This window comes from Nitrosomonas oligotropha, assembly GCF_009833085.1.
In the GTDB taxonomy this organism is placed as follows: domain Bacteria; phylum Pseudomonadota; class Gammaproteobacteria; order Burkholderiales; family Nitrosomonadaceae; genus Nitrosomonas; species Nitrosomonas oligotropha.
The window spans coordinates 22,400-46,384 of record NZ_QRBZ01000035.1; the positions used below are offsets into that span (position 1 = coordinate 22,400).

Below are 23,985 nucleotides of genomic sequence, written 5' to 3' on the forward strand. Positions count from 1 at the left end.
AGACGTCCAGAATGACGCAATAGAATACGTCATTTCAAATTTCAATATAACAAACATTTCTAAATTCATAAACTCGCGGAAAAATATCTTCGACTAATCACCCCAACTTCTGCATCAACTCCTTAATCCGCATGACCCGCTTATTCACGTCCTCAATCTTCACCAGAATTTTCAATCGATCCTGGCCGGATAGTGAGTATTCGCGGCTGCTTTGAATCAGTTGGATGATTTTGAGCGGGTCGATCGGCGGGTTGGGGATGAATTGCACTTGGATGCTGTCGGCGCTGGCGTCGATGCGAGTGATGCCGAGCGGTTTGGCGATGATGCGCAGGCGGTGGCAGTCGAGCAGGGCGCGGGCCGGGTTGGGCAGCAGGCCGAAGCGATCGATCAGTTCGCGGTGCATGTCGTCGAGCTGGTCGTTGTCGGTGCAGTTGGCCATGCGTTTGTACAGCACCAGGCGTTCGTGGATGTCGTGGCAGTAATCGTCCGGTAATAGCGCGGGCACGTGCAGGTTGATTTCGGTGGCGACGCCGAGCGGGTGCTGCAAATCGGGTTCCTTGCCTTGCTTGAGCGACTGGATCGCGGTATCCAGCATCGAGCTGTACAGGCTGAAACCGATTTCCTGCATTTCCCCACTTTGCGATTCGGAGAGTACTGCGCCGGCGCCGCGGATTTCCAGATCGTGCATCGCCAGATAAAAGCCGGAGCCGAGTTCTTCCATCGCTTGGATCGCTTCCAAACGTTTCTTGGCTTGTCCGCCGAGCGCTTCTTCCGGTGGTGTTAGCAGATACGCGTAAGCCTGATGATGCGAGCGCCCGACCCGTCCGCGCAATTGGTGCAGTTGCGCCAGGCCGAATTTGTGCGCGTTGTTGATGATGATGGTGTTGGCGCTGGGGATGTCGATGCCGGTTTCGATGATCGTGGTGCAGAGCAGAATGTTGAAGCGCTGTTGGTAAAAGTCGCGCATCACATGCTCCAGTTCGCGTTCCGGCATTTGCCCGTGGGCGACGTTGATGCGCGCCTCCGGCAGCAAACCGGACAGTTTTTCGTACATCAATTGGATGCTGCTGACTTCGTTGTGCAGGAAATAAATCTGCCCGCCGCGTTTGAGTTCGCGCAGGCACGCTTCGCGGATGATGCCCATCGAGAAACTGCTGACAAAAGTGCGGATGGCCAAGCGGCGCTGTGGCGCGGTGGCGATGATGGAGAAATCGCGTAGCCCTTCCAGCGACATCGCCAGTGTGCGCGGAATCGGCGTGGCGGTCAGCGTCAGCACGTCGACTTCGGCGCGCAGTTTTTTAAGCTGTTCTTTTTGCCGCACGCCAAAACGGTGCTCTTCGTCGATGATCACCAGCCCCAGATTCTTGAAGTGCACGTCTTTCTGAATCAGTTTGTGCGTGCCGATGATGATGTCGATTTCGCCCTTCGCCAGACCGGCAAGCGCTTGTGTTTGTTCCTTGGCGGAGCGGAAGCGCGACAGTTCGGCGATTCTGACCGGCCATTGATCGGCGATCAGACCGAAACGGTCGGAGAAATTCTGGAAGTGCTGTTCCGCGAGCAGCGTGGTCGGCACCAGCACCGCCACTTGCTTGCCGTCGGCTACGGCGATAAACGCGGCGCGCAACGCCACTTCGGTTTTACCGAAGCCGACATCGCCGCAAATCAGGCGATCCATCGGTTTGCCGGAAGTTAAATCACCGATCACCGCATTGATGGCTGCCGCCTGATCGGCCGTTTCCTCGAAGCCAAAGCCTTCGGCGAAGGCATCGTAATCATGTTGCCGCAGGGTGAATTGGTGGCCCTCGCGCGCGGCGCGCTGGGCGTACAGATTCAGCAATTCCGCCGCGGTATCGCGCACCTGCTGCATCGCTTTGCGTTTGGCTTTGTCCCACTGGCTGCTGCCGAGCTTGTGCAGCGGTGCGGATTCCGGTGCGGCGCCGCTGTAGCGGCCGATCAGATACAGTTGCGAAACCGGCACGTACAATTTGTCGCCGCCTTCGTATTCCAGCGCCAGAAATTCGCTCATTTCGCCCGGTTCACCTTCGCCCACATCCATGCTGACCAAGCCGAGATAGCGTCCGATACCGTGCTGTTCATGCACTACCGGATCGCCCGGTTTGATTTCCGACAAATCGCGCAGGATATTGTCGGTCGATGTGGTCTTGCGCGATTCCCGCTCGCGCCGTCCATGCACGTGCGTGGCGTACAACTCACTTTCGGTGATGAAAGCCAGTTTTGCGGGCGTATCGATGAAACCGGTATGCAGCGGCGCGACACTCAGCATGAAGGATTGCGCGCTATTCAGAAACTGCGCGTAATCCTGGCAAAGATCGGGATGCAAGTCGTATTGATGCAAATACTCGGCAATCAATTCGCGCCGTCCCATGCTTTCCGCCAGCAACAGCACCCGGCCGCCGGTCATCTTGAATTGCGCGATGAACACCGCCAGTTTTTCCAGCGGGTTTTCCACATGCCGGTTGACTTGCACCGACGGCAACGGCGCGGTGCTTTTGGGCGCGGCCAGTTTGACATCCTGCGTGTTGGACAAAATCTCAATGCGTCCATACGGTTTGAGCTGGCCAAAGAAACTATTGCTGGTCAGGAATAATTCAGCTGGGGGCAGCAATGGCCGGTCGCTATCGCCGCGCAGCAATTGATAACGCGATTGGGTGTCATGCCAGAATTCGTCGATCACCGGACGCACATCCTGGTGCAGGCAGAGCAAGGTGTTTTCGGGTAAGTAATCAAACAGCGTGGCGGTCTGCGTAAAGAACAGCGGCAAATAATATTCGATGCCCGCAGGCGTCAGGCCTTTGCTGATGTCCTTGTAGATTTGTTTTTTCGACGGATCGCCTTCGAATTTCTCGCGGAAATTACCGCGAAAGCAGGTGCGCCCGGCTTCGTCGAGCGGAAATTCGCGCGCGGGTAACAGCCGGATTTCCTTGACCGGATAAATACTGCGTTGCGTATCGACATCGAAGGTGCGAATGGTGTCGATGTCGTTGTCCAGCAAATCGATGCGGTACGGCAGCGGGCTGCCCATCGGAAATAGATCGATCAAGCCGCCGCGCACGCTGTATTCGCCCGGCGAGAAAACCTGCGTGACATGCGAGTAGCCCGCCAGCGTCAATTGGCTGCGCAATCCCGCAACATCCAATGCTTCGCCCTGCTTGAGAAAGAACGTATGCGCAGCCAGGTATTCGCGCGGCAGCATGCGGTAAAGCGCTGTCGTCAATGGCGCAATCAGCACATCGCAAGCGCCGTTCATGACCTGATAGAGTGTGGCCAACCGTTCCGAAACCAGATCGTGGTGCGGTGAGAACGTATCGTATGGCAGCGTTTCCCAGTCCGGCAGCAAATGCGTTTTCAGTTCTGGCGCAAAATAGGGAATTTCCTCCAGCAGCCGCTGCGCATCCAGCGCGTTTGCCGTGATAATGGTGACCGGTTTCGCTTGCTGTGCCAGTTGCGCCAGAAACAGCGCATCGCTGGAGCCATCAGAATGAGCGTAACGTAGAACGGTGCCGGGTGTGGGTAGGGTGTGCTTTTGTTGCATAGTGAATGTGCCAGTATGCTGTGCCGGAAAATGGAGCGCGCACTGAAACTGGCGTGGAATCGAAAGCGTCATATTATATGCCAGTTTTAAGATGCCTTTCTTTTAGGAACAAGTTGCGGTGGCAGATTGAATATAAAAGTGCAAATTGTTGTGTTATTTGTCATTTGAAATTGCTTTGGATAGCGCTATTCTTAATACGCCGGTCATAAATGACTGGTATTTATCGTAGAATATTAAATAGTTTAGCTGACGGAAAGAATATGAGTGCTTTCATGAAACTGAATATGTGGCGATTGGAACAAAAAATAATGCTGTTTACGTACAGGATCATTGCGGTGGTGTGTTTGACGGCACCGGCTTTTGCGCAAAATGTTTCCGCCACAGCATTAACCACCGAAAATCAACAGAAAATTGAATTGGCCGTATGGAAGTACGCCATCGATACACCATTATTGTTGAATACGATTGACTGGTTTCGCGACCTGACGCGCAATTCCCGCGAATCGACTGCCATTGCCGAGCTTTCCCGTCTGGAGTTTATGCGCGCGCAGCTCGAGCTGGATAAAAACCGCCGCATTCAATTGTTTGAGAATTGTATCGCGATTGCTGATCAGTCACTGGCACTGAATGCGAATGACGTGCGCGGACTTTTCTGGAAAGCTGCTGCAATGGGAAAAATGGCCGAGGATAGCGGCATTGTGAATGCGCTGAGAATGATCGGACCGATGGAAAAAATGCTGTTGAAAGTGGTTGCGCTGGACGAGAAATACGAGAACGCCGGAGCGCACCGCGCGCTGGGCCGTATCTATCACAAACTGCCGGGATTTCCCATCAGCTTCGGCAGTAACCAAAAGGCGTTGATGCACATGAAACGGGCATATGAGCTGTTTCCGCGCGATGTCATCACACGCGCTTTTTACGCCGAATTGCTGTACGACGTCGGCAGGAAGGAAGAAGCGCGCAAACATGCGGATTTTGTGCTGGCAACGCCAATTGCCGACGAAGATGCGCTGGAATTTTCCGAATATGTCGACATCGCGCTGGGTGTAATCAAGAAAACTGGCGGTTCTGAATTCAAAGTCGGTAATTACTAACTTCCGCCCGAACACGGGCTACCGGTGCACTGCGGCGTGGCATCCGGTTTTCTTTTTTGATCTAACTTGCTTCTCCACTGAGCAAATCGGCTACACTAGCGCATCTTTCAAATATCCTGGCAAAGTTTTATGACAGAAACAGTGATCGATTTGATCCGCCACGGCCAGCCTGCTGGCGGACGCCGTTATCGCGGTCACGGTGTGGACGATCCGCTCAGCGAAAAAGGCTGGTCGCAAATGTGGCATGCCGTCGGAAACTATAATGACTGGAACCACATCATCACTTCTCCGCTGCAACGCTGCCAGGCGTTTGCATTTGCGCTCGGAGAACGTCACGGCATCGACGTTACGGTCGAATCGCGCTTCAAGGAAGTCGGATTCGGCGAATGGGAAGGACTCAGTCACGATGAAATCAAGATTGGCCGTGTAACTGAATACCAGGCTTTCCTGCGTGACCCGGTCAACTGCCGCCCGCACGGCGCCGAACCGCTCGATGATTTTATCCAACGCGTCAGCTCCGCCTATGAAGAAGCGATTGAACGATTCCAAAGCAGCCATTTTCTGATCGTCGCGCACGCCGGTGTGATGCGCGCGATCATTGCCAAAACCGTGCATGCCTCACCGGCTGGACTGTATCGGATCAAAATCAGCAACGGCGGCATCACACGCATTCGCCAGACCGAAACCGGCGGCGTGCTGGAGTTACTGAATGGGAAGTTGTCGGATTGACGAGGAAGAGTATTCAAATCGTTAGTAACTTGTGAGTTCCAATTAGATGTAGTAATTCAGACTCGATCTGACAGAAGGGTCTTGCCAAAGGGTGAGATTACCGCGTATGTGTCCGGCGGCCGTCCGTCGACTTGTTGCGCGACGAAGTTGACCAGTTCTCGGGCTTTGATTTTGTCGTTTTAACAGTTCCATCACGCAAACATTAACCTGCCTTTAGTTTCCGGGATCGCTCTGCCCAGTTCGCGGGCGGTTTCTATCCACTGTTCGATGACGGTTTTTACATTGGCAACAGCTAACTCGTAGGTTTCCCCATCTGCCATGCAACCGGGTAGTTCCGGAACTTCGGCGATGAAAGCATGATCGTCTTCGCTCCAGTAAATGATTAATTCGTATTTAATCAATGTCGTATTCTCCCATGCGATATTTCGTCAATAAAACTCTAACCTGTTTGACTTGATAAGGCTTCGTTTTACTGTTTCTCGGTTGCAAATTAATAATTTCTTCAATATCTTGGCGAGTAAAAAGTGATGGCTTCCTTTTATTCGCTCAGTGAGCCCTAATCGGATCAATAATTGACAAAGTTCGGGAAATGCGATGTCGGTGTCAGCACTACCCGCCAGAATTTTCATTCTGAGTTTTGAATACTTTCCCATTTTAATTATCCAAATTCAGCTAACTATCACAACGCATCGCGATGCGGAGCCAAGTCTTAAACCGGGATTACTGCACGACTTTCGTTTCAACCCACCCTTTCACACCTTGAAGCGCCGCAGGCAATTGCTCCGGTTGCGTACCCCCTGCTTGCGCCATATCCGGCCGTCCGCCGCCTTTGCCGCCGACTTGTTGCGCGACGAAGTTGACCAGTTCTCCGGCTTTGATTTTGTTGGTTAAGTCGGCGCTGACACCGGCGATTAGTGTGACTTTACCGTCGGTCACGGTGCTGAGTATAATCGCGCAGGATTTGAGTGTGTCTTTGAGTTGATCCAGCGTTTCGCGTAGCGTTTTGGCGTCGGCGTTTTCCAGGTTGGCGGCCAAAACTTTGATACCGTTAACGTCTTGCGCTTGCGATGCCAGGTCTGCGCCTTGCGAGCTGGCCATTTTAGTTTTCAGGCGTGCCAGTTCTTTTTCGGTTTGCCGCACGTTGTCGATGATCTGGGCGATTTTTTGCGTGACTTCCTGCGGGTTGGCTTTGAGCGTGTGAGCGATTTCCAGCAACTGTGCTTCGCGTTGCTGCACGTAATCGATGGCACCTTTTCCGGTCACCGCTTCGACGCGGCGGATACCGGCGGCAACACCGGACTCGGCGACGATTTTAAACAAGCCGATTTGCCCGACTTGCGGCACGTGCGTACCGCCGCATAATTCGGTGGAGAATTCGCCCATGCCGATGACGCGCACCACGTCCGTGTATTTTTCGCCGAACAACGCCATCGCGCCGCGCTTGATCGCGTCGTCGTATTTCATCGAAGCCGCTTCGACCACCCAGTTATTGCGGATTTGCTCGTTGACCAGACGTTCGGTTTCGCGGATTTCGTCGGCGCTCATCGGTACGTTGTGCGAGAAGTCGAAACGCAGCCGGTTGGGATCAACCAGCGAACCTTTCTGCGTGACATGCGTGCCGAGCACTTTGCGCAGTGCGGCGTGCAACAGATGGGTTGCGGAGTGGTTGTTGGCGGTGCTGATGCGGGTTTGCGGATTGACCCGGGCTTGCACTGTATCCCGGACTACCAAGCGGCCGCTGCGCAGCAGGCCTTTGTGGCCGAACACCCCGGCTTGGATTTTTTGCGTGTCGGTGACTTCAAAGGTGCCATTGGCGGCGAGCAATTCACCGCAATCGCCAACCTGACCGCCGGATTCGGCGTAGAATGGCGTTTGATCGAGCACCACTACGGCTTCGTCACCGGCTTCGACAAAATCCACCGCGCTGCCTTGCTTGTAAATGGCCAATACCTGACCTTCGTGCTGCAATCTGTCGTAACCGTAGAACGTGGTTTGACCGCCTTTGTAGTCGAGGCCTTCCTGCATCGCGAATTTGTTCGCGGCGCGCGCCTGTTCACGCTGATGCGCCATGGCTTGTTCAAAACCGGCATGATCGACGGTGATATTGCGTTCGCGGGCGATATCGGCGGTTAAGTCGATCGGGAAACCGAAGGTGTCATAGAGGCGGAACGCGGTTTCGCCATCCAGTGTTTTGCTGTTTTGGCTGAGCGCGGCTTCCAGAATTTGCATGCCGTTTTCCAATGTTTCGGCGAAGCGTTCTTCTTCTTGCAGCAGCACGGCCGCAACGCGGGTTTTGGCTGCGGTCAGTTCCGGATACGCTTGTCCCATCACTTGACTCAGATCTTCCACCAGCTGATGAAAGAAAGGTTGTTTCTGTCCCAGCTTGTAACCATGACGGATCGCGCGGCGGATGATGCGGCGTAGCACGTAACCGCGCCCTTCGCTGCCGGGGATGACGCCGTCGGTGATCAGGAACGAACAGGCGCGGATGTGATCGGCGATGACTTTGAGCGAGTTGTCGGTAAGATTCTTGGTGTTAGTCACCCGTGCAGCCGCTTTGATCAGGCTTTGAAACAAGTCGATATCGTAGTTGCTGTGCACGTGTTGCATCACGGCGGAAATGCGTTCCAACCCCATGCCGGTATCGACCGACGGTTTCGGCAGCGGATGCAGCGTACCGGCGCTGTCGCGGTTGTATTGCATGAACACCAGATTCCAGATTTCGATGTAGCGGTCGCCGTCGGCATCGGCGGAGCCGGGTGGACCGCCTGCAACATCCGGGCCGTGGTCGTAGAATATTTCCGAACAAGGGCCGCAAGGTCCGGTATCGCCCATTTGCCAGAAATTATCCATGGTGGAAATCCGCACCACGCGGGATGGCTCGACACCGACTTCATTGAGCCAGATATCGGCGGCTTCGTCGTCTTCCGCGTAAACCGTCACCCATAATTTTTCGCGCGGAATATTGAGCGTGCCGGTCAGAAAATCCCAGGCAAACAAAATGGCGTTGCGCTTGAAATAATCGCCGAAACTGAAGTTGCCGAGCATTTCAAAGAAGGTATGATGCCGTGCGGTGTAACCGACATTCTCCAGGTCATTGTGCTTGCCGCCCGCGCGTACACAGCGTTGCGAACTGACGGCGCGAACGTAAGGACGCTTATCCTGACCGAGGAACACATCCTTAAATTGCACCATGCCTGCATTGGTGAACAATAACGTTGGGTCATTGCCCGGCACCAGCGGGCTGGATGCTACGATGGTGTGGCCGTGCGATTCAAAGAATTCGAGAAATTTTTGTCGTATTTCGCTGCTTTTCATATTTTTTGTTGCTGCTCGTATCGTTCTAGTTCAGTCACTGTTAAACCCAGCGCATCGCCTTTGACGATGGCCAGACTTTTAACTTTAGCCCGGATGGTGATTTCTTCGTTCATTTTGGGAAGATCGAGTTCGGTCAGAACCGTGATTTCGCCGCTGCTATCTTCCAGCACATACGATTTCAGGTTGACCAGCGGCAAACGCGTGGGGTTTTTCGGGATGCCTTTTAATTTGACTTCCTTACCATCAAAATTGACCGGCGCCGTGTTGATTTCATGGATCGGTGTAATCTCATCGGCGCGCGCTGGATAGCTGATGGTTAGGATTGCCAGCAATAACATCGTGGGCAGAAGCCATTTCTTCATATGTTTTCCTCGTCAGCTTGCGATAGGACTTGCTGTATTGTTTCCATGGAAAAACCTCTATTCATCATAAATCGTATTTGTTTGCCGCGCTCTTCCCGCGTTTTGGGCGGATGATCGTATTTCTTCCGCCAGATGTTCAACGCCGCTTCCAGCTCGGTTTCCTTGAGCGACGGCAGGATACCGTCAATCAAATAGCTGTCGACACCCTTGGTTTTCAGCTCATGAACGATGCGCTGGCTGCCAAAACGGGAACGGCGGGTGCGTGCGACTTGCTCGACCATTCGCCGTTCGGAAAGAAAACCCTGCTGTTCCAGTTTATCCAATACTTCCGCCAGCTTTTCCGTTGCGCCGGAATCACTCAGCGCGGAAAGTTTCTGCTCCAATTCCCGGCGTGAATATTCGCGCTGCGCCAGATAGCGCAGTGCGCGTATTTCGATGGGGGAGCGCGTGTTCATGCCGGTTATTTTTCTTTCTCGGCTTTGTCTTTACCAGCGCTTTCCTTGATCGGTTTTGTATGATCCGGAACGCCGACGATGGCTCTGATTTTTTGTTCGATTTCCTGTGCTGTATCTTTATGTTCTTTCAGATAATCGCGCACATTGTCTTTGCCTTGGCCGATTTTCTCGCCTTTGTACGCATACCAGGCGCCGGATTTATCGACCAGCTTATGCAATACGCCCAGTTCGATGATTTCGCTTTCGCGTGAAATGCCTTCGCCATAGAGAATATCGAAGTCCGCTTGTTTGAACGGCGGTGCTATTTTGTTTTTGACGACTTTAACGCGGGTTTCATTACCGATGGTTTCCTCGCCTTTCTTGATCGAGCCGGTGCGGCGGATATCCAGACGCACGGAGGCATAAAATTTCAGCGCATTTCCGCCGGTTGTCGTTTCCGGGTTGCCGAACATGACGCCGATTTTCATGCGGATCTGATTGATGAAAATGACCATGGTGTTGCTGCGCTTGATGTTCGCGGTCAGTTTGCGCAATGCTTGCGACATCAGGCGTGCCTGCAATCCCATTTGCGGATCGCCCATATCGCCTTCGATTTCCGCGCGCGGAGTGAGCGCGGCCACGGAGTCCACCACGATGATATCGACCGAGCCGGAACGCACCAGCATATCGGCGATTTCCAGAGCCTGTTCGCCGTTATCCGGTTGCGATATCAACAGTTCCTTGACGTTGACGCCGATTTTTTGCGCGTATTGCGGATCGAGCGCATGTTCCGCATCGATAAAGGCGGCGGTTCCGCCCAGCTTTTGCATTTCGGCGATGACTTGCAGTGTCAGCGTGGTTTTGCCGGATGATTCAGGTCCGTAAATCTCGATGATCCGTCCACGCGGCAGTCCGCCGACACCCAGTGCGATATCGAGTCCTAACGAGCCGGTAGAGACAACTTGTATGTCATAGGCGACATCGTTGGCGCCCAGCCGCATGATGGAACCTTTGCCAAATTGTTTTTCGATCTGGGCTAGCGCGGCGTCAAGCGCCTTACTTCTGTTTTCATCCATGATTTTTCCTGTTAAAAGACAATCAAATTATCGCATAACCTGTATTGCACCGACGTAACTTGTGATGAAGTTGTTTGGCTGGGTCAAAAATTAGCATAGTAAAAAACTCGAGTATCCGGCTTGCCTGCGATATAATTGCATAATGTCGTTGAAGTGGCAGACATAAATACGTCACCGCTTTCAGTAAATTTTAATTGGTAACAGAGGGAGAATAGCTATCCGAGTCATTTTATTAGGCGGTCCTGGTGCCGGAAAAGGTACTCAGGCCAATTATATTAAGGAACATTTTGGTGTTCCGCAAATTTCTACCGGCGATATGTTGCGCAGCGCTGTGAAAGCAGGAACGGAATTGGGCGTCATGGCGAAAAAAATAATGGACGCCGGCGGATTGGTTTCAGACGACATTATCATCAATCTGGTCAAGGAACGTATCACACAACCCGACTGTTCAAGCGGTTTCCTGTTTGACGGTTTTCCACGTACGATTCCGCAAGCCGACGCCATGAAAGCGGCCGGTGTGCCCATTGATTTCGTCGTTGAAATTGATGTTGACGATGCGGAAATTGTTAAGCGTATGTCGGGTCGCAGAGTGCATCCCGCATCCGGACGGACTTATCACGTGGATTTCAATCCACCCAAAACGCATGACCAGGATGATGTGACGGGCGAGCCGTTGATACAACGCGATGACGATAAGGAAGAAACTGTCCGGAAACGTTTGCAGGTCTATCATGAGCAAACTGAGCCATTGGTTGAGTATTATTCAAAATGGTCGGCACATGGCGGGAAAGATGCGCCCCGCTATATCAAAGTAGCTGGCATAGGCACGGTAGAAGAGATACGTGATCTGATTTTCGCAGCATTGAAATAAGTTTTAGCCAGCCTCTTTTTTGATTCACGGAATGAATTCAAGACTTGGGACGCGGCAAGCCGCGCCTGAGTTTTTGTGCGTATAGATTCAGTAGAATGAAATAGCTTGCTTACGATTTGATTAATCAGGAGAAAAATATGGCAATTAAAAATGCATTTTATGCCCAATCCGGTGGCGTTACCGCAGTCATTAACGCTTCCGCCGCGGGTGTTCTGGAAACGGCGCGGCAGCATACCGATAAAATCGGTAATGTGTACGCAGGCCGCAATGGAATTATCGGTGCGCTGACCGAGGATTTGATCGATACCAATGCCGATTCGGCAGCGGCAATTGCTGCACTGCGTTACACCCCATCGGGTGCTTTTGGTTCCTGCCGCTATAAATTAAAGAGCCTGGAACAAAACCGCCGCGAATATGAGCGCTTGATCGAGGTTTTTAAGGCGCATAATATCGGTTACTTTTTTTACAACGGCGGTGGCGACTCTGCCGATACCTGCCTTAAAGTTTCACAATTATCGGGCACGCTGGGTTATCCGATTCAGGCGATTCATGTGCCTAAAACCGTTGATAACGATCTGCCGATCACGGACTGTTGCCCGGGTTTTGGTTCGGTGGCTAAGTATATTGCGGTATCCACCCGTGAAGCCAGTTTTGACGTAGCCAGTATGGCTAAGACTTCCACCAAAGTTTTTGTGCTGGAAGTAATGGGACGTCATGCAGGCTGGATTGCGGCGGCTGGCGGTTTGGCTTCAAGCTCGGATTGCGAGATTCCCATTGTCATTCTGTTTCCAGAAGTTGCTTTCGATAAAGAAAAGTTTCTCGCCAAGGTGGACCGGTACGTTAAGGAATATGGCTACTGTTCGGTCGTGGTGTCGGAAGGTGTCAAAGGTAGTGACGGCAATTTCCTGTCCGATCAGGGACTGCGCGATGCGTTTGGTCATGCGCAACTCGGTGGTGTTGCTCCGGTCGTGGCGAATATCATCAAGGACGGTCTGGGTCTGAAATACCATTGGGGCGTTGCCGATTATCTGCAACGCGCAGCGCGGCATATTGCCTCCAAAACCGATGTGGAGCAAGCTTATGCAATGGGTAAAGCTGCGGTGGAATACGCCATAGCCGGACATAACTCGGTAATGCCGACGATTGTCCGTGAATCCAGCTCACCGTATAAATGGTCGGTCGGCATGGCGCAGCTTTCCAGCGTGGCCAACGTTGAAAAAATGATGCCGGCTGATTTTATCAGTGAAGATGGTTTCGGCATCAGCCCAGCCTGCCGTGAATATTTGGCGCCGCTGATCGAAGGGGAAGATTATCCGCCGTACAAAAATGGTCTGCCGGATTATGTGCGACTGAAGAATGTTGCGGTTGCTAAGAAATTGGGTGAATTCAAATTATAATATTAGGGTATCAAGCAATCCGATCAGTGTTGTAATGAAGTCATACGCTACTGATTTGGTTGTTAAGTAATCGTATATTCAAAAAAATTTGATGCATTCAAGTAGTAAGAACAGATAAAATACGTCCTGATTTTTTATTCAAGACAAGTGGTTAAGAGTGCGGGATTAATTAGATCAGAATTTCGCATGCAATTTTTATGGTCTGACTTTAATTGGAGTTCTCTATGGCTAGTGGTTTCGTTATCGCAATTTTTAGTGCGATTGTAGCCCTGATATTCAGTGGTATATGGATTAAGGGTATTTTTGATCAATCTACAGGCAACCAGCGGATGCAGGAAATTGCCAAAGCAATTCAGGAAGGCGCTTCTGCATATCTGAAACGTCAATATATGACGATCGGTATGGTAGGCGCAGTTTTGTTTTTTGCGCTTTGGATAGCGTTAGGCTGGGATACGGCGATCGGTTTCGCTTTAGGCGCTATTCTCTCGGGTGCTGCGGGCTTCCTGGGAATGACAGTATCGGTTCAATCGAATGTCCGTACTGCTCAGGCTGCAACCGTTGGATTGAACGAAGCGCTGGCGATTGCTTTCCGCGGCGGTGCGGTGACTGGAATGCTGGTTGTTGGTCTAGGCTTGCTGGGTGTGGCCGGATACTGCGCGATGTTGTTTAACGGCGCTAATCCCGATCAAGCCGTCAGCGATGTCATCAAACCATTGGTTGGCTTTGCATTCGGCGGATCGCTGATTTCTATTTTTGCACGTTTGGGTGGCGGTATTTTCACCAAAGGCGCGGACGTTGGCGCGGATCTGGTAGGTAAAGTCGAAGCCGGTATTCCGGAAGATGATCCTCGCAATCCAGCCGTTATTGCCGACAATGTGGGCGATAACGTGGGCGATTGTGCCGGGATGGCTGCCGATCTGTTCGAGACCTATGCTGTTACGATCATCGCTACAATGATACTGGGCGCGCTGCTGTTTACAGCCAATGCGCTCGATGCGGTAATTTATCCGCTGATGCTGGGCGCGGTTTCTATCGTTGCATCGATTATCGGTTGTTACTACGTCAAGATGCGTGAAGGCGGTAAAATTATGAATGCGCTTTACCGCGGATTGGCGGTTGCTGGCGGTATCGCTTTGTTTGCTTATCTTCCTGTTACCGTTTGGTTCATGAGCGGTATGACACTTGATGTCGACGGTACGGAAATAGCAGGTGGCATGCTAGTAATGCGAGTATTCCTGGCGGCAGCGATTGGATTGGTATTGACAGGACTGATGGTTGTCATCACCGAATACTACACATCGACCGATTTTCAGCCGGTTCAACATGTTGCCGAAGCATCAACGACGGGGCATGCAACCAACATCATTGCCGGTTTGGGTGTTTCAATGCGCGCAACCGCAGCACCGGTTCTTGCTGTATGTATCAGTATTCTGCTGGCTTATGCATTGGCGGGCTTATACGGTATCGCGATCGCTGCAACCTCGATGTTATCGATGACCGGTATCATTGTTGCACTGGATGCATACGGCCCGATTACCGATAACGCGGGTGGTATTGCGGAAATGTCGGAAATGCCGGATTCAGTCCGTGCTATTACTGATCCATTGGACGCTGTTGGTAACACGACCAAAGCAGTGACCAAAGGTTATGCGATCGGTTCAGCAGGCTTGGCCGCATTGGTATTGTTTGCCGATTATACGCATGCATTGGAGCATGCCGGGCACACGATTACCTTCGACTTATCCAATCACATGGTGATTATTGGCCTGTTTATCGGCGGTATGATTCCTTACTTATTCGGTGCGATGTCGATGGAAGCTGTCGGACGTGCTGCCGGATCGGTAGTGATTGAAGTGCGCCGTCAGTTCAAGGAAATCCCCGGCATCATGGAAGGTACCGCTAAACCGGATTACTCCCGTGCAGTGGATATGCTGACCAAAGCCGCGATCAAGGAAATGATGATTCCTTCACTGTTACCGGTACTGATTCCGCTGTTAGTCGGTGTGATTCTCGGACCGCAAGCACTGGGTGGCGTATTGATGGGCTCCATCGTAACCGGCTTATTCGTGGCCATTTCCATGACCACCGGCGGCGGTGCTTGGGATAACGCTAAGAAATATATCGAAGATGGTCATTTCGGTGGCAAAGGTAGCGAAGCTCATAAAGCATCCGTGACCGGCGATACCGTGGGCGATCCTTACAAAGATACCGCGGGTCCTGCAATCAATCCATTGATTAAGATTATTAACATTGTGGCATTGCTGATAATTCCACTGCTGTAATAACCGTAATCAAGTAACAACTTGAAAAGCACACCAGTAAACTGGTGTGCTTTTTTTATGACTCAATTCCTCCGACTGTTAAGAAAACTCCGGCTGGAAAATAGCAGCCTGAGCACTCAGTAAAAAGGCATAGTTTCGCACCTCTTGAGCCTGGCGTTATAGGCTTGGAGTTCTTTCAATTGCTTGAATTGCGATGTATCCATACCACCGTAAGCCCCCTCGTCAAGTAGACAGTATCCGATAGAGATTCGGAACCCGGGTTAGCCGAGGCAAGAACTGTAGCGGCGGGATGTTACCCAACGCTTCATGCGGTCGGTATTCGTTGTAATCAATCAGCCATTGGTCAGTGATGGTTTGAACCTGTTCAAGATTGGTAAAAAGATACGCATCAAGTACCTCAGTGCGGTAAGTCCGATTAAAGCGCTCGATAAAGACATTCTGGTTTGGTTTGCCTGGCTGGATGTATTGGATAGTGATACTTCTGGCTGCTGCCCATTCGGTGAACATCTGTGAGACCAGTTCCGACCCCATTGTCCAGCCGTATGGCATTGGGTGCGCCATAGCAGTCGATCAGGCGGCTTAACACGCAGATCAACCGCGCAGATGGGATCGATGTGCCGATTTCGATGGTCAGGAATTCTCGATTCGCTTCATCTATCACATTCAATGCTCGGAACCGTCTGCCACAGTACATGGTGTCATGCATGAAATCCAGTGCCCAGCAGCAATTCGGTGCGTTGGCCAGACCCAGCGGTTGCCGAGGTCGATCCGGCAATCGCCGAGGCATGTTCAAACCCATATCGCAATACACCCGATGTACACGTTTCTTGTTCCAGCAGCTACCGTCCAATCGTAGCCTGGCGAAGCACTTCCAGAATCCCCAGCGCCCATGCAGGGTCGCGATGGCATTGTGAGCGCATCAATCACTTCGGCATCCCGTTCGGATGCCAGCACTGGCCTTTTGTAGTACGCCGCCCGCGACAGGCCGACAATCTGACAAGCACGCATAATCGACAATCTGGTTTGCACCAACTGCCCGATTACCTCGCGCCTGGCTGAAAGCGTCAGAACTTTCGGTTTAAAAAACGTCCTTGATCGCTGCATTCTCCAGCGCCAGATCAGCATACATGCGTTTGAGCTTGGCATTCTCAGCTTCTAGCTCGCGTAATCGCGTAAGCTCCGACACCTGCACGCCTGAGTACTTGCTCTTCCACTGGTAGTACGTGGCGTTGCTAACACCGTGCTTACGACACAACTCAGCCACCGGCATACCAGCCTCGCCTTCTTTCAGTACTGCAACTATCTGACTTTCAGTAAATCTACTTCTCTTCATGGAAATCTCCGTTATCAGGAGGTTCCAAAATTCTACTGATATTTGTCTACTTACAGGGGGAGTTTACGAATATAAACCGGTTATGTCGGTATCCCCTTATGCTTGCGCAGTTTGTCACCAAATGTGAATGGTGGGCGGGAAGGTATTAGATTTGTTGTGGGTTATTTTTCTTTAGCAGGCTTTCAGTAAAACGAAACGGCCGCCAGGATGATGGTGGCCGTTTCGTTTGCTGCAGTGTAAGGAGGATTCCGTGACTACAGCACATTATTATCCCAAGCTTTGGGATTTTTTCGAGGATTCTTTAAGTGAGTCGATCTTATTTTTCATCCAATATTACTGGGCTATTGGGTACTTTTCTCCATCTACGCATTCCAGAATCATCAGTATATAATTCTGCTTTGTATAATAAGGCACGCTTAGGATGACTTTCGGCTGGATTACATTCTAAATAATAATTTTCTTTAGTTAGATCATCATAAAAAGCATTATTCTCAAGGCATACGCTTACACTTGTTGTAGTTCCATTCTTAGTAGTATCCCTATGAGCACAGCTACGCCTACCCTTTCGTCTCGATGCATCGTAAGTGGTATAGCAAACTGTTTGCTCTACTGACTCCGCGGCAAGGAAAAGTACTAAAGGTTTTTTTGGTGCGGTTGCTCTGAGAACAACCACTTGTTGGTTATCATTTATTAGAGCGATTGAACTTATATTAGTTAAATTTTCTAGATTTATTCTGTCGCCGGAGATTCCTGAATTTGATAAATGATTAATAAAATTATTTAATTCTTCTGTAGTTACTTCGCTTACTATCAAAGGTTCGCTATCATCTAATACGGTATTCATATTTTCTTCCTCTCAAAAGTTTAACGTTAATCTAAAAAAAATCGTACGTCCTGGCACATAACGTGGGTTGATAGGCTCCGATGTAAAAAAATTTTGAGTTCTATAGAAGAAATTCTCATTAAATAAATTTTTTACTTCTAAAGAAATTATCCCTTTTCTCCGTGGCAATCTATATCCAACGCTTGTATCAACTAAGTTAAAAGAATCAAAACCAGAATTTTCTTCTTTTTTATGAGCCGTTACTATATTTCCATTAATAACCTCCTTTCTAACTAAATCCTGAGTTACATAAGTTGTTGTAAATCTAAAAAATACTCCTAAAGGATTGAAGTATTCGATATTAAATGGCGTGCTAAATGTTTGGATTCTCACTGGATCCCGGCTTGAGATAGATGAGTTTTCAGCATTTCTAGAAAATTGCTCATATTCAAGCTCACTTCTAATTATCCAATTTGTATGAGGTATCCAATACAAATATGCACGGTACAATTGTTCATTTTGTTTTTCAGATGCTTCACTTGCGGAGGAATCGAGATTGGTAAAACGATAAGGAACTTTCAATTCACGTTCTGATGCTTCTATGCCGCTATACAAATCGTTGGACATCCGATAATCCAGCGCTGCACCGATACGTTGTGCCCTCGTTCCATTTGTATCATCAAAGAACTGATTAAAGCCTGCCACTTGTGTGGGTTCAAGTGTTTGCTGAGCAACCAATGGAGATTTAGTGGTATTTATCCATGCAGCTCTAAACCTAAATTTGTTATTTAGATCCCACTGTAGACCAAGCTTCGGATTTATGTTTTCTTTACTCTGATCATCGGCGCCAATGCGAGAATCATAGCTTAGGGCAAAGGTTGCATTTAAATTTCTCAGAAAATTGGCGTTCGTATAAATGTAAATATTATCTTTATTAAGCCTTGTATTTGCACTAGTTTCTTGGAAAGTAAAACGGTAAGTACCTCCTCCAATCGTCGAATTGAAGTAATTTTTCCGAAATAGATGCTGCAGTTCAACCTGATAGCCTTCTGTGTCACTTGAGCGTCCCTCGCGATTTATGAACTTAGTATTAAGTAGTAGATCTTGATTGGAAGAAACTGTATACCTTGCACCCGCCCGTGCTATGTCCTCATTAACATTTCGACGAAATTCTCTGTCAAACTTATTTTTGTCAAAATCCAATAATAGATCACCATGCTCTGATTCACGTTTGCGCAGTTCTACTTGTACGTTAAGCCGTGGTGTCACTGCATATTGAATGAATGCATTGTAAACATTATGCTTCTGATCATTATTAGGGCGAAATCCATTGGTCTCATAATGAAACTGCCCCATGCTGATGGAGGCTCTGTCATACAGTGCTGAGGCGACTACCTCATCTCCAATCGTACTATTACTACCGACAACTCCCGATGCCACCACCTGAGATTTATTTCGTTCCATCAGAGGTGCAAATTCATTAAAGCCTGCGGCGGACGGACCTGTGCTGGTAATGATATTGAGATCAGCTACCGCCATATGCGGTTGCACCGGATTAACGTTAATGGGCTGAAGCAGTTGCGCCTGAAGCAATTCACTGACCCGTGCGATTTCATGTCGGGGAGTGTTCGCATAAGTATCCGAGAGGAACCGGTGCGCCGAGTGATTAGCCGGATCGAAGCTCAATGATTTGGCCGTTTCCATCACGGCACGCCGTTCAAATCCCAGGTTCTCAAAAATCCGCGCCAAGCTCGAACCGCGCGCTGCTTCATCGCGATCCAGCAGAAATTGGGAACGGTATACTGCGCGGTTGTTGTTCAGTTCAATCGATTTCTGGATGTCTTGTAATGCTTCCACCGGGCGATTCTGCGTTTGTTTTTGAATCGCATCATAGAACCACGGTGTCGGATCTTTCGGGTCGCGTTCCTTGGCGAGATCGAATTGCGTGCTGGCAAGCGGGTAGCGTTTTTCCTCAAAATAGGCTTTGCCCAGGTAGCTGCGGATCAGCGAGTTGGCCGGATCCAAACTGGCGGCAATTTCCAGTTCTATCCGGCCCGCTTCCAGTTCTCCTTCACGGATCAAAGCAAGCCCCAATCCAAGCCGCGGCATGGGGTCGGCTTGATCCAATGCAATGGCGCGGTGGAAAATATCTTTCGCCGTTTGGGTGTCGATTTGCAGTAGATGAGCAAAGCCAAGCACCGTTTGAGTTTTTGCCAGACCGGGATTTAAACTGACCGCAAGTTTTGCGGCATCCAATGCGCGTTCCAGATAACCCACGGACATCTGCAATTCGGCTAATCGCGCCCAGATCAGTGCGTTCTGAGCATCGGATGCCAGCGCCTTTTGCACACTTTCCAGTGCTACTTCAATTTCAAAATGCGCTTGCTGTGTATAAGAAAGCGCTAAATACCCGGCAGCGGATTGTTGATCCAACGCGACAGCCTTACTCGCGAGCTCAAGCGCCTGGTCTTTTTCGTTCTGAACCAAGGCGATGATGGCAAGCAGCGCATGTGCATGACTATTGTTCGGTTCGAGTTGCAGAACTTGCTGGATGATTTCCTTGGCTTCGTCAGCTTGTCCGGCGGTCAATAATTGACCTGCCTGACGGATTAAATCGTTGGCATTGGCATTGTCTTTATCACCACTCTGCCAATAATCCAGGATGACGGGATAATACAATGCCCACTGCACGGCATCGGCCGGGCGGATGATGATTTCTTTGCGTGGTGCTTGTCCCTTGTGTGTAATCGCTGCTTCATGATCGTGAAGCAGCAAACTTCCGAGTTCATTGCTGACCGATACTTTGCCTTCATACACGACAACTTCCGCATTGTCTTCCTTAAGACCAACAAGAAATTCTGTCCCTTCGACACTGGCGTTAACAAACGGTGTTCTGATCTTGAATGGTTTGGGTGTACGCGTAATGATGTGGATCGCACCCTCGAATAGATCCAGCAGCGAGGCGCCTTTTTCTTCTTGAACCACTGGGAATGTAATACTGGTTTTTTGATCAAGCCGCAGCATGCTGTTATTGCTTAAACGCAGCGCCGCGCGGCTGTGCGACCGGGCGCGGATCATATCACCGGCACAAAGAACAACTTCCATCCCCGCTTGTTGCCAGATATTCTCTTGAGCCCGGCGTATTTCGATTGTGCCCTGCATCGATACCACTCGCGCTACTTCCGATTTGCACGCCGGTGCTGATTGAGCTTCTCCTGCGGACCCCAAAAAAATAATCAGCACAGAAAGCATGATGAACATTATTGCAGTTACCTTTTTAAACCCTAGGTAAGATGGCAATGTTCGATGTATTTCCATGATTGGTTTTCTATTTGTATTTCACAATGAAATGCTTAACAAATTAGAATGTTACCCGTGGCCAGAAATTATGGGGGCTGCGATTCTGATGCATAGCAGATTTAATGGAGATTGAATCAGGTTACAGGCTTTTTGTATGTGAGAATTAGCACATTATAGATTGAAGTGCGCGGGTTATAATTGGTTTGAATCAATTCCAAAATCTCATAAGAAGTGTGAGGTTTCTGATTTGTAGCTAAATTTATTGAGAATGCGGCACCGGAATTGGCGGGTTGTTTGAAGAATCTTTTAATTCAGAAATCAAGGGGTAATCAATGTCAACTGCAGCGGAACACTTACCAACAATAGGACCGAGCGGGGTTACGTTTGAAGAGGCGAATGATTTTATTTTTTCTCATCTAGATCAGCCGCAAGTTATTTTTGATATCAGTCACCAATATGGCGTTACGGTTTCAATGTTAGCAGAGATCTCAGGACACGCAACAGATGAAGTGATTGCATATTTTTCAAATGCGGCATTGGATGCAAAAGAACTTGATAAGGTAAGCTCGCTGATCAATTACGATTTAGGATCGTTGGCTCATTTTGTGGACTTCGACAATAATCCCGGGGCCTTATCGACTGCTGCACTACAAGCGATAGTGAAACCAAAATTTGACGATCCTGCGGATTACGATGATTTTTTTGTGCCTCTGTGGTCTTCTCATGTTGCTGATCATGTTTTTACCCCGGACGAATTAGGCGTTGCCCATCTGGGTAGCATTCCCCATCCCGGGGAAATATTTGAAAAGAATGAAGGTTTGGAGTCTGTTTTTTATGGCACGCTATTGAATATATTCAGAGCCTTGGATCCAACTGAGTTGGATCAGATCACGAATTTTTCACACACCGATACAAACAATACAGAATTCCAGGCCTTACTCGTTGAAGCTTTGAGCAGCTCTCCCACATCCAGTGCTTGGACCGATAAAGAACTGTCAGATCATGTGACGGTTTATGCAAAGGATATTATCGATGGTTATTGGAATGACCCTAATATCTCGGGTATTCTGGATCTCAGTTATGTGGCATTAGCTGCCGCTTAATTTTATTCTTCCTGAGAGCTATTGCATCAGTAGCTTTTTATATCGATTCAGATCGCAAGTATCGTGGAGAATAATGATTTGTCATCAATAGCTGAGCTAGATCAGGAGCCTGATGGCAGATCGTTTTCGTGCTGTAAACACAACGACAGAAAGTGATGCGTTGGACCGTCGGAAGGGAATTCTCTCAGAATATCGTAAAAATACTGACTGGCTTCGGTCCATTGTTTCAGTTGGTAAGCATTTAATGCTTTGATAAAGATTTCGCATAACCATAGCTGTTGCCTGCTGGCGGACTGCCGGTAGGCAATCAGCTCAAAAAGCGCAACGGGTTTAGTTCTCCCCGGTAACTGAAAGCTTCCCAGCGGGCGGACAAGGAAATCGTCCAATTCTTCGATTACATCGCTCGATAGCAGAATTCTCGTTTTAAAAATTTTATTAGCGCTTTGAATCCTGTTTGCTGTATTGACGACATCTCCAGTGACGCGGTAAGTTCCATCGCTTTTGTTCAGTGACATATCACCAAAATGCAAGCCGATCCGGGTGGGTAGCGGCGGGTTGTGTAATTTGTTAAAGCGCATAATGGCAGCATTGAGGTCAAGTGCTGCCTTGCAGGCACGAAGCTTCTCAGCAGAATTAGGTGTTTTCTTGATCGGCTGAAAAAGCTTTGGCACGTTTGGATTATCTGGTTTTTTAATCCAGATGGAGAGTGAAGAATCTCCTGTTGTATCCATAACTCTGCCATGATGCTGATCAATGGGATTTCTCAATACAGTCCGGTAATTGGTCATCAATTTCTCAAGATCAGAGGGATTCATTGTTTCGGACAGGGTCGTGTAGCCTGCGATATCGGTTGTTAAGCATGCACCCGAGAACATACCTTTATGTTTATCGATAATTGCATCAAGTTCTCGAGCTGGGCCGGATTTGCCAATAAAGCCCTCGAGCTTCAGAATTTTTAATACCCAGGCCAGCATAAGCGCAACTAACACTAGCAGGGCCGGAATGATGACCGGGAGCCATATCAGGGTATGTTTAAAGAAAGAGTATGCAATGAAAGTATAGACAAGGATGACCGAAAGACTGAGAACGATGGTTTGGCGCGTCGACAAGATTTGGACTGCCATTCCGATGGCAAATCCCAGCAGAAATAAAATACTTAAATTGCCGATCAATGACAAAGACCTGACCGGCTTGTTTTCCAGTAAATTGGCGAAAGCCGTGGCGGCAATCTCGACGCCGCTGATATAAAGCCCATCCGGATTGGAAAATACCGTGGGATAATCGTCCCGGACAATTTCTTGTTCGGATTGAGTGGCTCCGGAGAATCCAACGAATACAACTTTACCTTCCAGACTTTTCCTGTCCGCTTGCAGCGCCTGATAATAAGGTATGGTTGTTATGCTGCGGGGCGGGCCGTAGAAATTCAAGTAACGGATTTGATCCCCGGCGTATAGATCGAGCAGCGACCTCAGTATTTTTTTTTCTTCCGGTTTTAAGCCACGGTCGCGATCCAAATCCTCTTTCATCTTGGAGGCTAGCCGCGGATTACCGGTATAAAGGTTACGCAGTGTCAGAATCAGATCTTCGATATCCGCTTCATCGATGCGAGCAGGCAACTGCGTGGAAAGCCCGGGCTCTGCCGAATTGAGCAGGCGGACAAAGTCGCCGTATAACCCGGCCGAATAAATTTGCAGCACCACAACCGGTACCGTGGCAATATCGCCGGCATACGATTTGAAAGTCCAGTAGTGATGCACTCGTTCCGCTTTCGGCAATGTGAAAGGCGCCCGTGCCTTTGCCGCCTCCCCGATGATTGGCAGGAGCTGAGTAGCGCCTTCTTGAATAAATGCTTGATAAGTAATGCCGTCGAGTTGATTCAGCGATCCCGAATCCTGATAATCCAGCCGTTCCACCAACAGGACATTACCGGCTCTTTTAATGGCATTGGCCAGTTCCTCATCCTGTTCCGGTATGTCGCTGGGTGTATCAAAAATAAGATCGAAAATGATCGCGCTGGCGCCTGCTGCCGCAAGCTGATCAATTAAGCGCGCGTGTATATTGCGCGGCCACAATCGTGGCTTAACATGCAGCTTGAGCTGCGTGGCGGATTGCTGATCCAGTGCAACGACGACCACCTCATCGGGCGCCTTGATTGCACCGCGTAACTGAAACAATGCGCTCAAGCCGAACCGTTCTTCCAACCATAAGCCAGCCGGTGATAAATAGATGGTTACACCGAGCAAACCGGTAAAAATGCCCAAAAAAAAGTATTTAAGCCCTCTGGCCATAGTTGCTTTAACTGGATGAAGA

Annotated in this window: 15 protein-coding genes and 1 pseudogene; 6 read left to right on the forward strand and 10 right to left on the reverse strand. The window is 49.7% G+C overall.

Annotation, left to right across the window (positions count from 1 at the left end; all coding sequences use genetic code 11):
* Positions 1-97: 97 nt before the first annotated feature.
* Entirely contained in the window at positions 98-3,553 is a 3,456-nt protein-coding gene (gene mfd / locus ABD07_RS11475) for a transcription-repair coupling factor (RefSeq protein ID WP_160818381.1), read from the reverse strand.
* A 272-nt stretch (positions 3,554-3,825) separates the two neighbouring features.
* Between mfd and ABD07_RS11480 the strand changes: the two genes are divergently transcribed.
* Together ABD07_RS11480 and ABD07_RS11485 are read left to right on the forward strand one after the other, a co-directional pair.
* Positions 3,826-4,647: a TRAP transporter TatT component family protein gene (locus tag ABD07_RS11480; RefSeq protein ID WP_240142534.1), complete on the forward strand. Its 822-nt coding sequence runs from the start codon at positions 3,826-3,828 to the stop codon at positions 4,645-4,647.
* A 129-nt stretch (positions 4,648-4,776) separates the two neighbouring features.
* Positions 4,777-5,376 (forward strand): histidine phosphatase family protein, encoded by a 600-nt coding sequence (locus ABD07_RS11485; protein ID WP_160818383.1) that lies wholly within the window; start codon positions 4,777-4,779, stop codon positions 5,374-5,376.
* 191 nt (positions 5,377-5,567) lie between these two features.
* Here the strand turns inward: ABD07_RS11485 and ABD07_RS11490 are convergent, their stop codons facing one another.
* From ABD07_RS11490 to recA, 5 genes are all read right to left on the reverse strand, one after another.
* Positions 5,568-5,777 (reverse strand): type II toxin-antitoxin system HicB family antitoxin, encoded by a 210-nt coding sequence (locus ABD07_RS11490; RefSeq protein ID WP_108698170.1) that lies wholly within the window; start codon positions 5,775-5,777, stop codon positions 5,568-5,570.
* A 319-nt stretch (positions 5,778-6,096) separates the two neighbouring features.
* Entirely contained in the window at positions 6,097-8,694 is a 2,598-nt protein-coding gene (alaS, locus tag ABD07_RS11495) for an alanine--tRNA ligase (protein ID WP_160818384.1), read from the reverse strand.
* On the reverse strand, positions 8,691-9,056 hold the full coding sequence (locus ABD07_RS11500) for a hypothetical protein (RefSeq protein ID WP_160818385.1): 366 nt from the start codon (positions 9,054-9,056) through the stop codon (positions 8,691-8,693). The genes alaS and ABD07_RS11500 overlap by 4 nt, the downstream gene beginning before the upstream one ends.
* Entirely contained in the window at positions 9,053-9,511 is a 459-nt protein-coding gene (recX, locus tag ABD07_RS11505) for a recombination regulator RecX (RefSeq protein WP_160818386.1), read from the reverse strand. Before recX ends, ABD07_RS11500 begins: the two co-directional genes overlap by 4 nt.
* A gap of 5 nt (positions 9,512-9,516) precedes the next feature.
* A complete protein-coding gene (gene recA / locus ABD07_RS11510) occupies positions 9,517-10,566 on the reverse strand; it encodes a recombinase RecA (RefSeq protein ID WP_108698173.1) in 1,050 nt (349 codons plus the stop codon).
* A 217-nt stretch (positions 10,567-10,783) separates the two neighbouring features.
* On the opposite strand from recA, the gene adk reads away from it, so the two are divergent.
* The 3 genes from adk to ABD07_RS11525 all read left to right on the forward strand — a co-directional run bounded on the left by adk (position 10,784) and on the right by ABD07_RS11525 (position 15,116).
* The gene (gene adk / locus ABD07_RS11515) at positions 10,784-11,437 is read left to right on the forward strand and encodes an adenylate kinase (protein ID WP_090320390.1); all 654 of its coding nucleotides are present in this window, start codon (positions 10,784-10,786) and stop codon (positions 11,435-11,437) included.
* A gap of 137 nt (positions 11,438-11,574) precedes the next feature.
* A complete protein-coding gene (locus ABD07_RS11520) occupies positions 11,575-12,834 on the forward strand; it encodes a 6-phosphofructokinase (RefSeq protein ID WP_160818387.1) in 1,260 nt (419 codons plus the stop codon).
* A gap of 224 nt (positions 12,835-13,058) precedes the next feature.
* Positions 13,059-15,116: a sodium-translocating pyrophosphatase gene (locus ABD07_RS11525; RefSeq protein WP_108698175.1), complete on the forward strand. Its 2,058-nt coding sequence runs from the start codon at positions 13,059-13,061 to the stop codon at positions 15,114-15,116.
* Positions 15,117-15,338: 222 nt separating this feature from the next.
* On the opposite strand, the pseudogene ABD07_RS11530 reads toward ABD07_RS11525, so the two are convergent.
* The 3 genes and pseudogenes from ABD07_RS11530 to ABD07_RS11540 form a co-directional block, all read right to left on the reverse strand.
* A pseudogene (locus tag ABD07_RS11530) lies at positions 15,339-16,449 on the reverse strand (IS3 family transposase).
* Between the two features lie 316 nt (positions 16,450-16,765).
* Positions 16,766-17,293: a hypothetical protein gene (locus tag ABD07_RS11535; RefSeq protein WP_160818388.1), complete on the reverse strand. Its 528-nt coding sequence runs from the start codon at positions 17,291-17,293 to the stop codon at positions 16,766-16,768.
* A 12-nt stretch (positions 17,294-17,305) separates the two neighbouring features.
* The gene (locus ABD07_RS11540; RefSeq protein WP_240142535.1) at positions 17,306-20,590 is read right to left on the reverse strand and encodes a tetratricopeptide repeat protein; all 3,285 of its coding nucleotides are present in this window, start codon (positions 20,588-20,590) and stop codon (positions 17,306-17,308) included.
* A 314-nt stretch (positions 20,591-20,904) separates the two neighbouring features.
* On the opposite strand from ABD07_RS11540, the gene ABD07_RS11545 reads away from it, so the two are divergent.
* Complete coding sequence (locus tag ABD07_RS11545; RefSeq protein ID WP_160818389.1) at positions 20,905-21,675, forward strand: hypothetical protein; 771 nt, start codon at positions 20,905-20,907, stop codon at positions 21,673-21,675.
* A gap of 101 nt (positions 21,676-21,776) precedes the next feature.
* On the opposite strand, the gene ABD07_RS11550 is transcribed toward ABD07_RS11545, so the two are convergent.
* Entirely contained in the window at positions 21,777-23,963 is a 2,187-nt protein-coding gene (locus ABD07_RS11550; RefSeq protein WP_160818390.1) for a CHASE2 domain-containing protein, read from the reverse strand.
* Between the last annotated feature and the right edge of the window lie 22 nt (positions 23,964-23,985).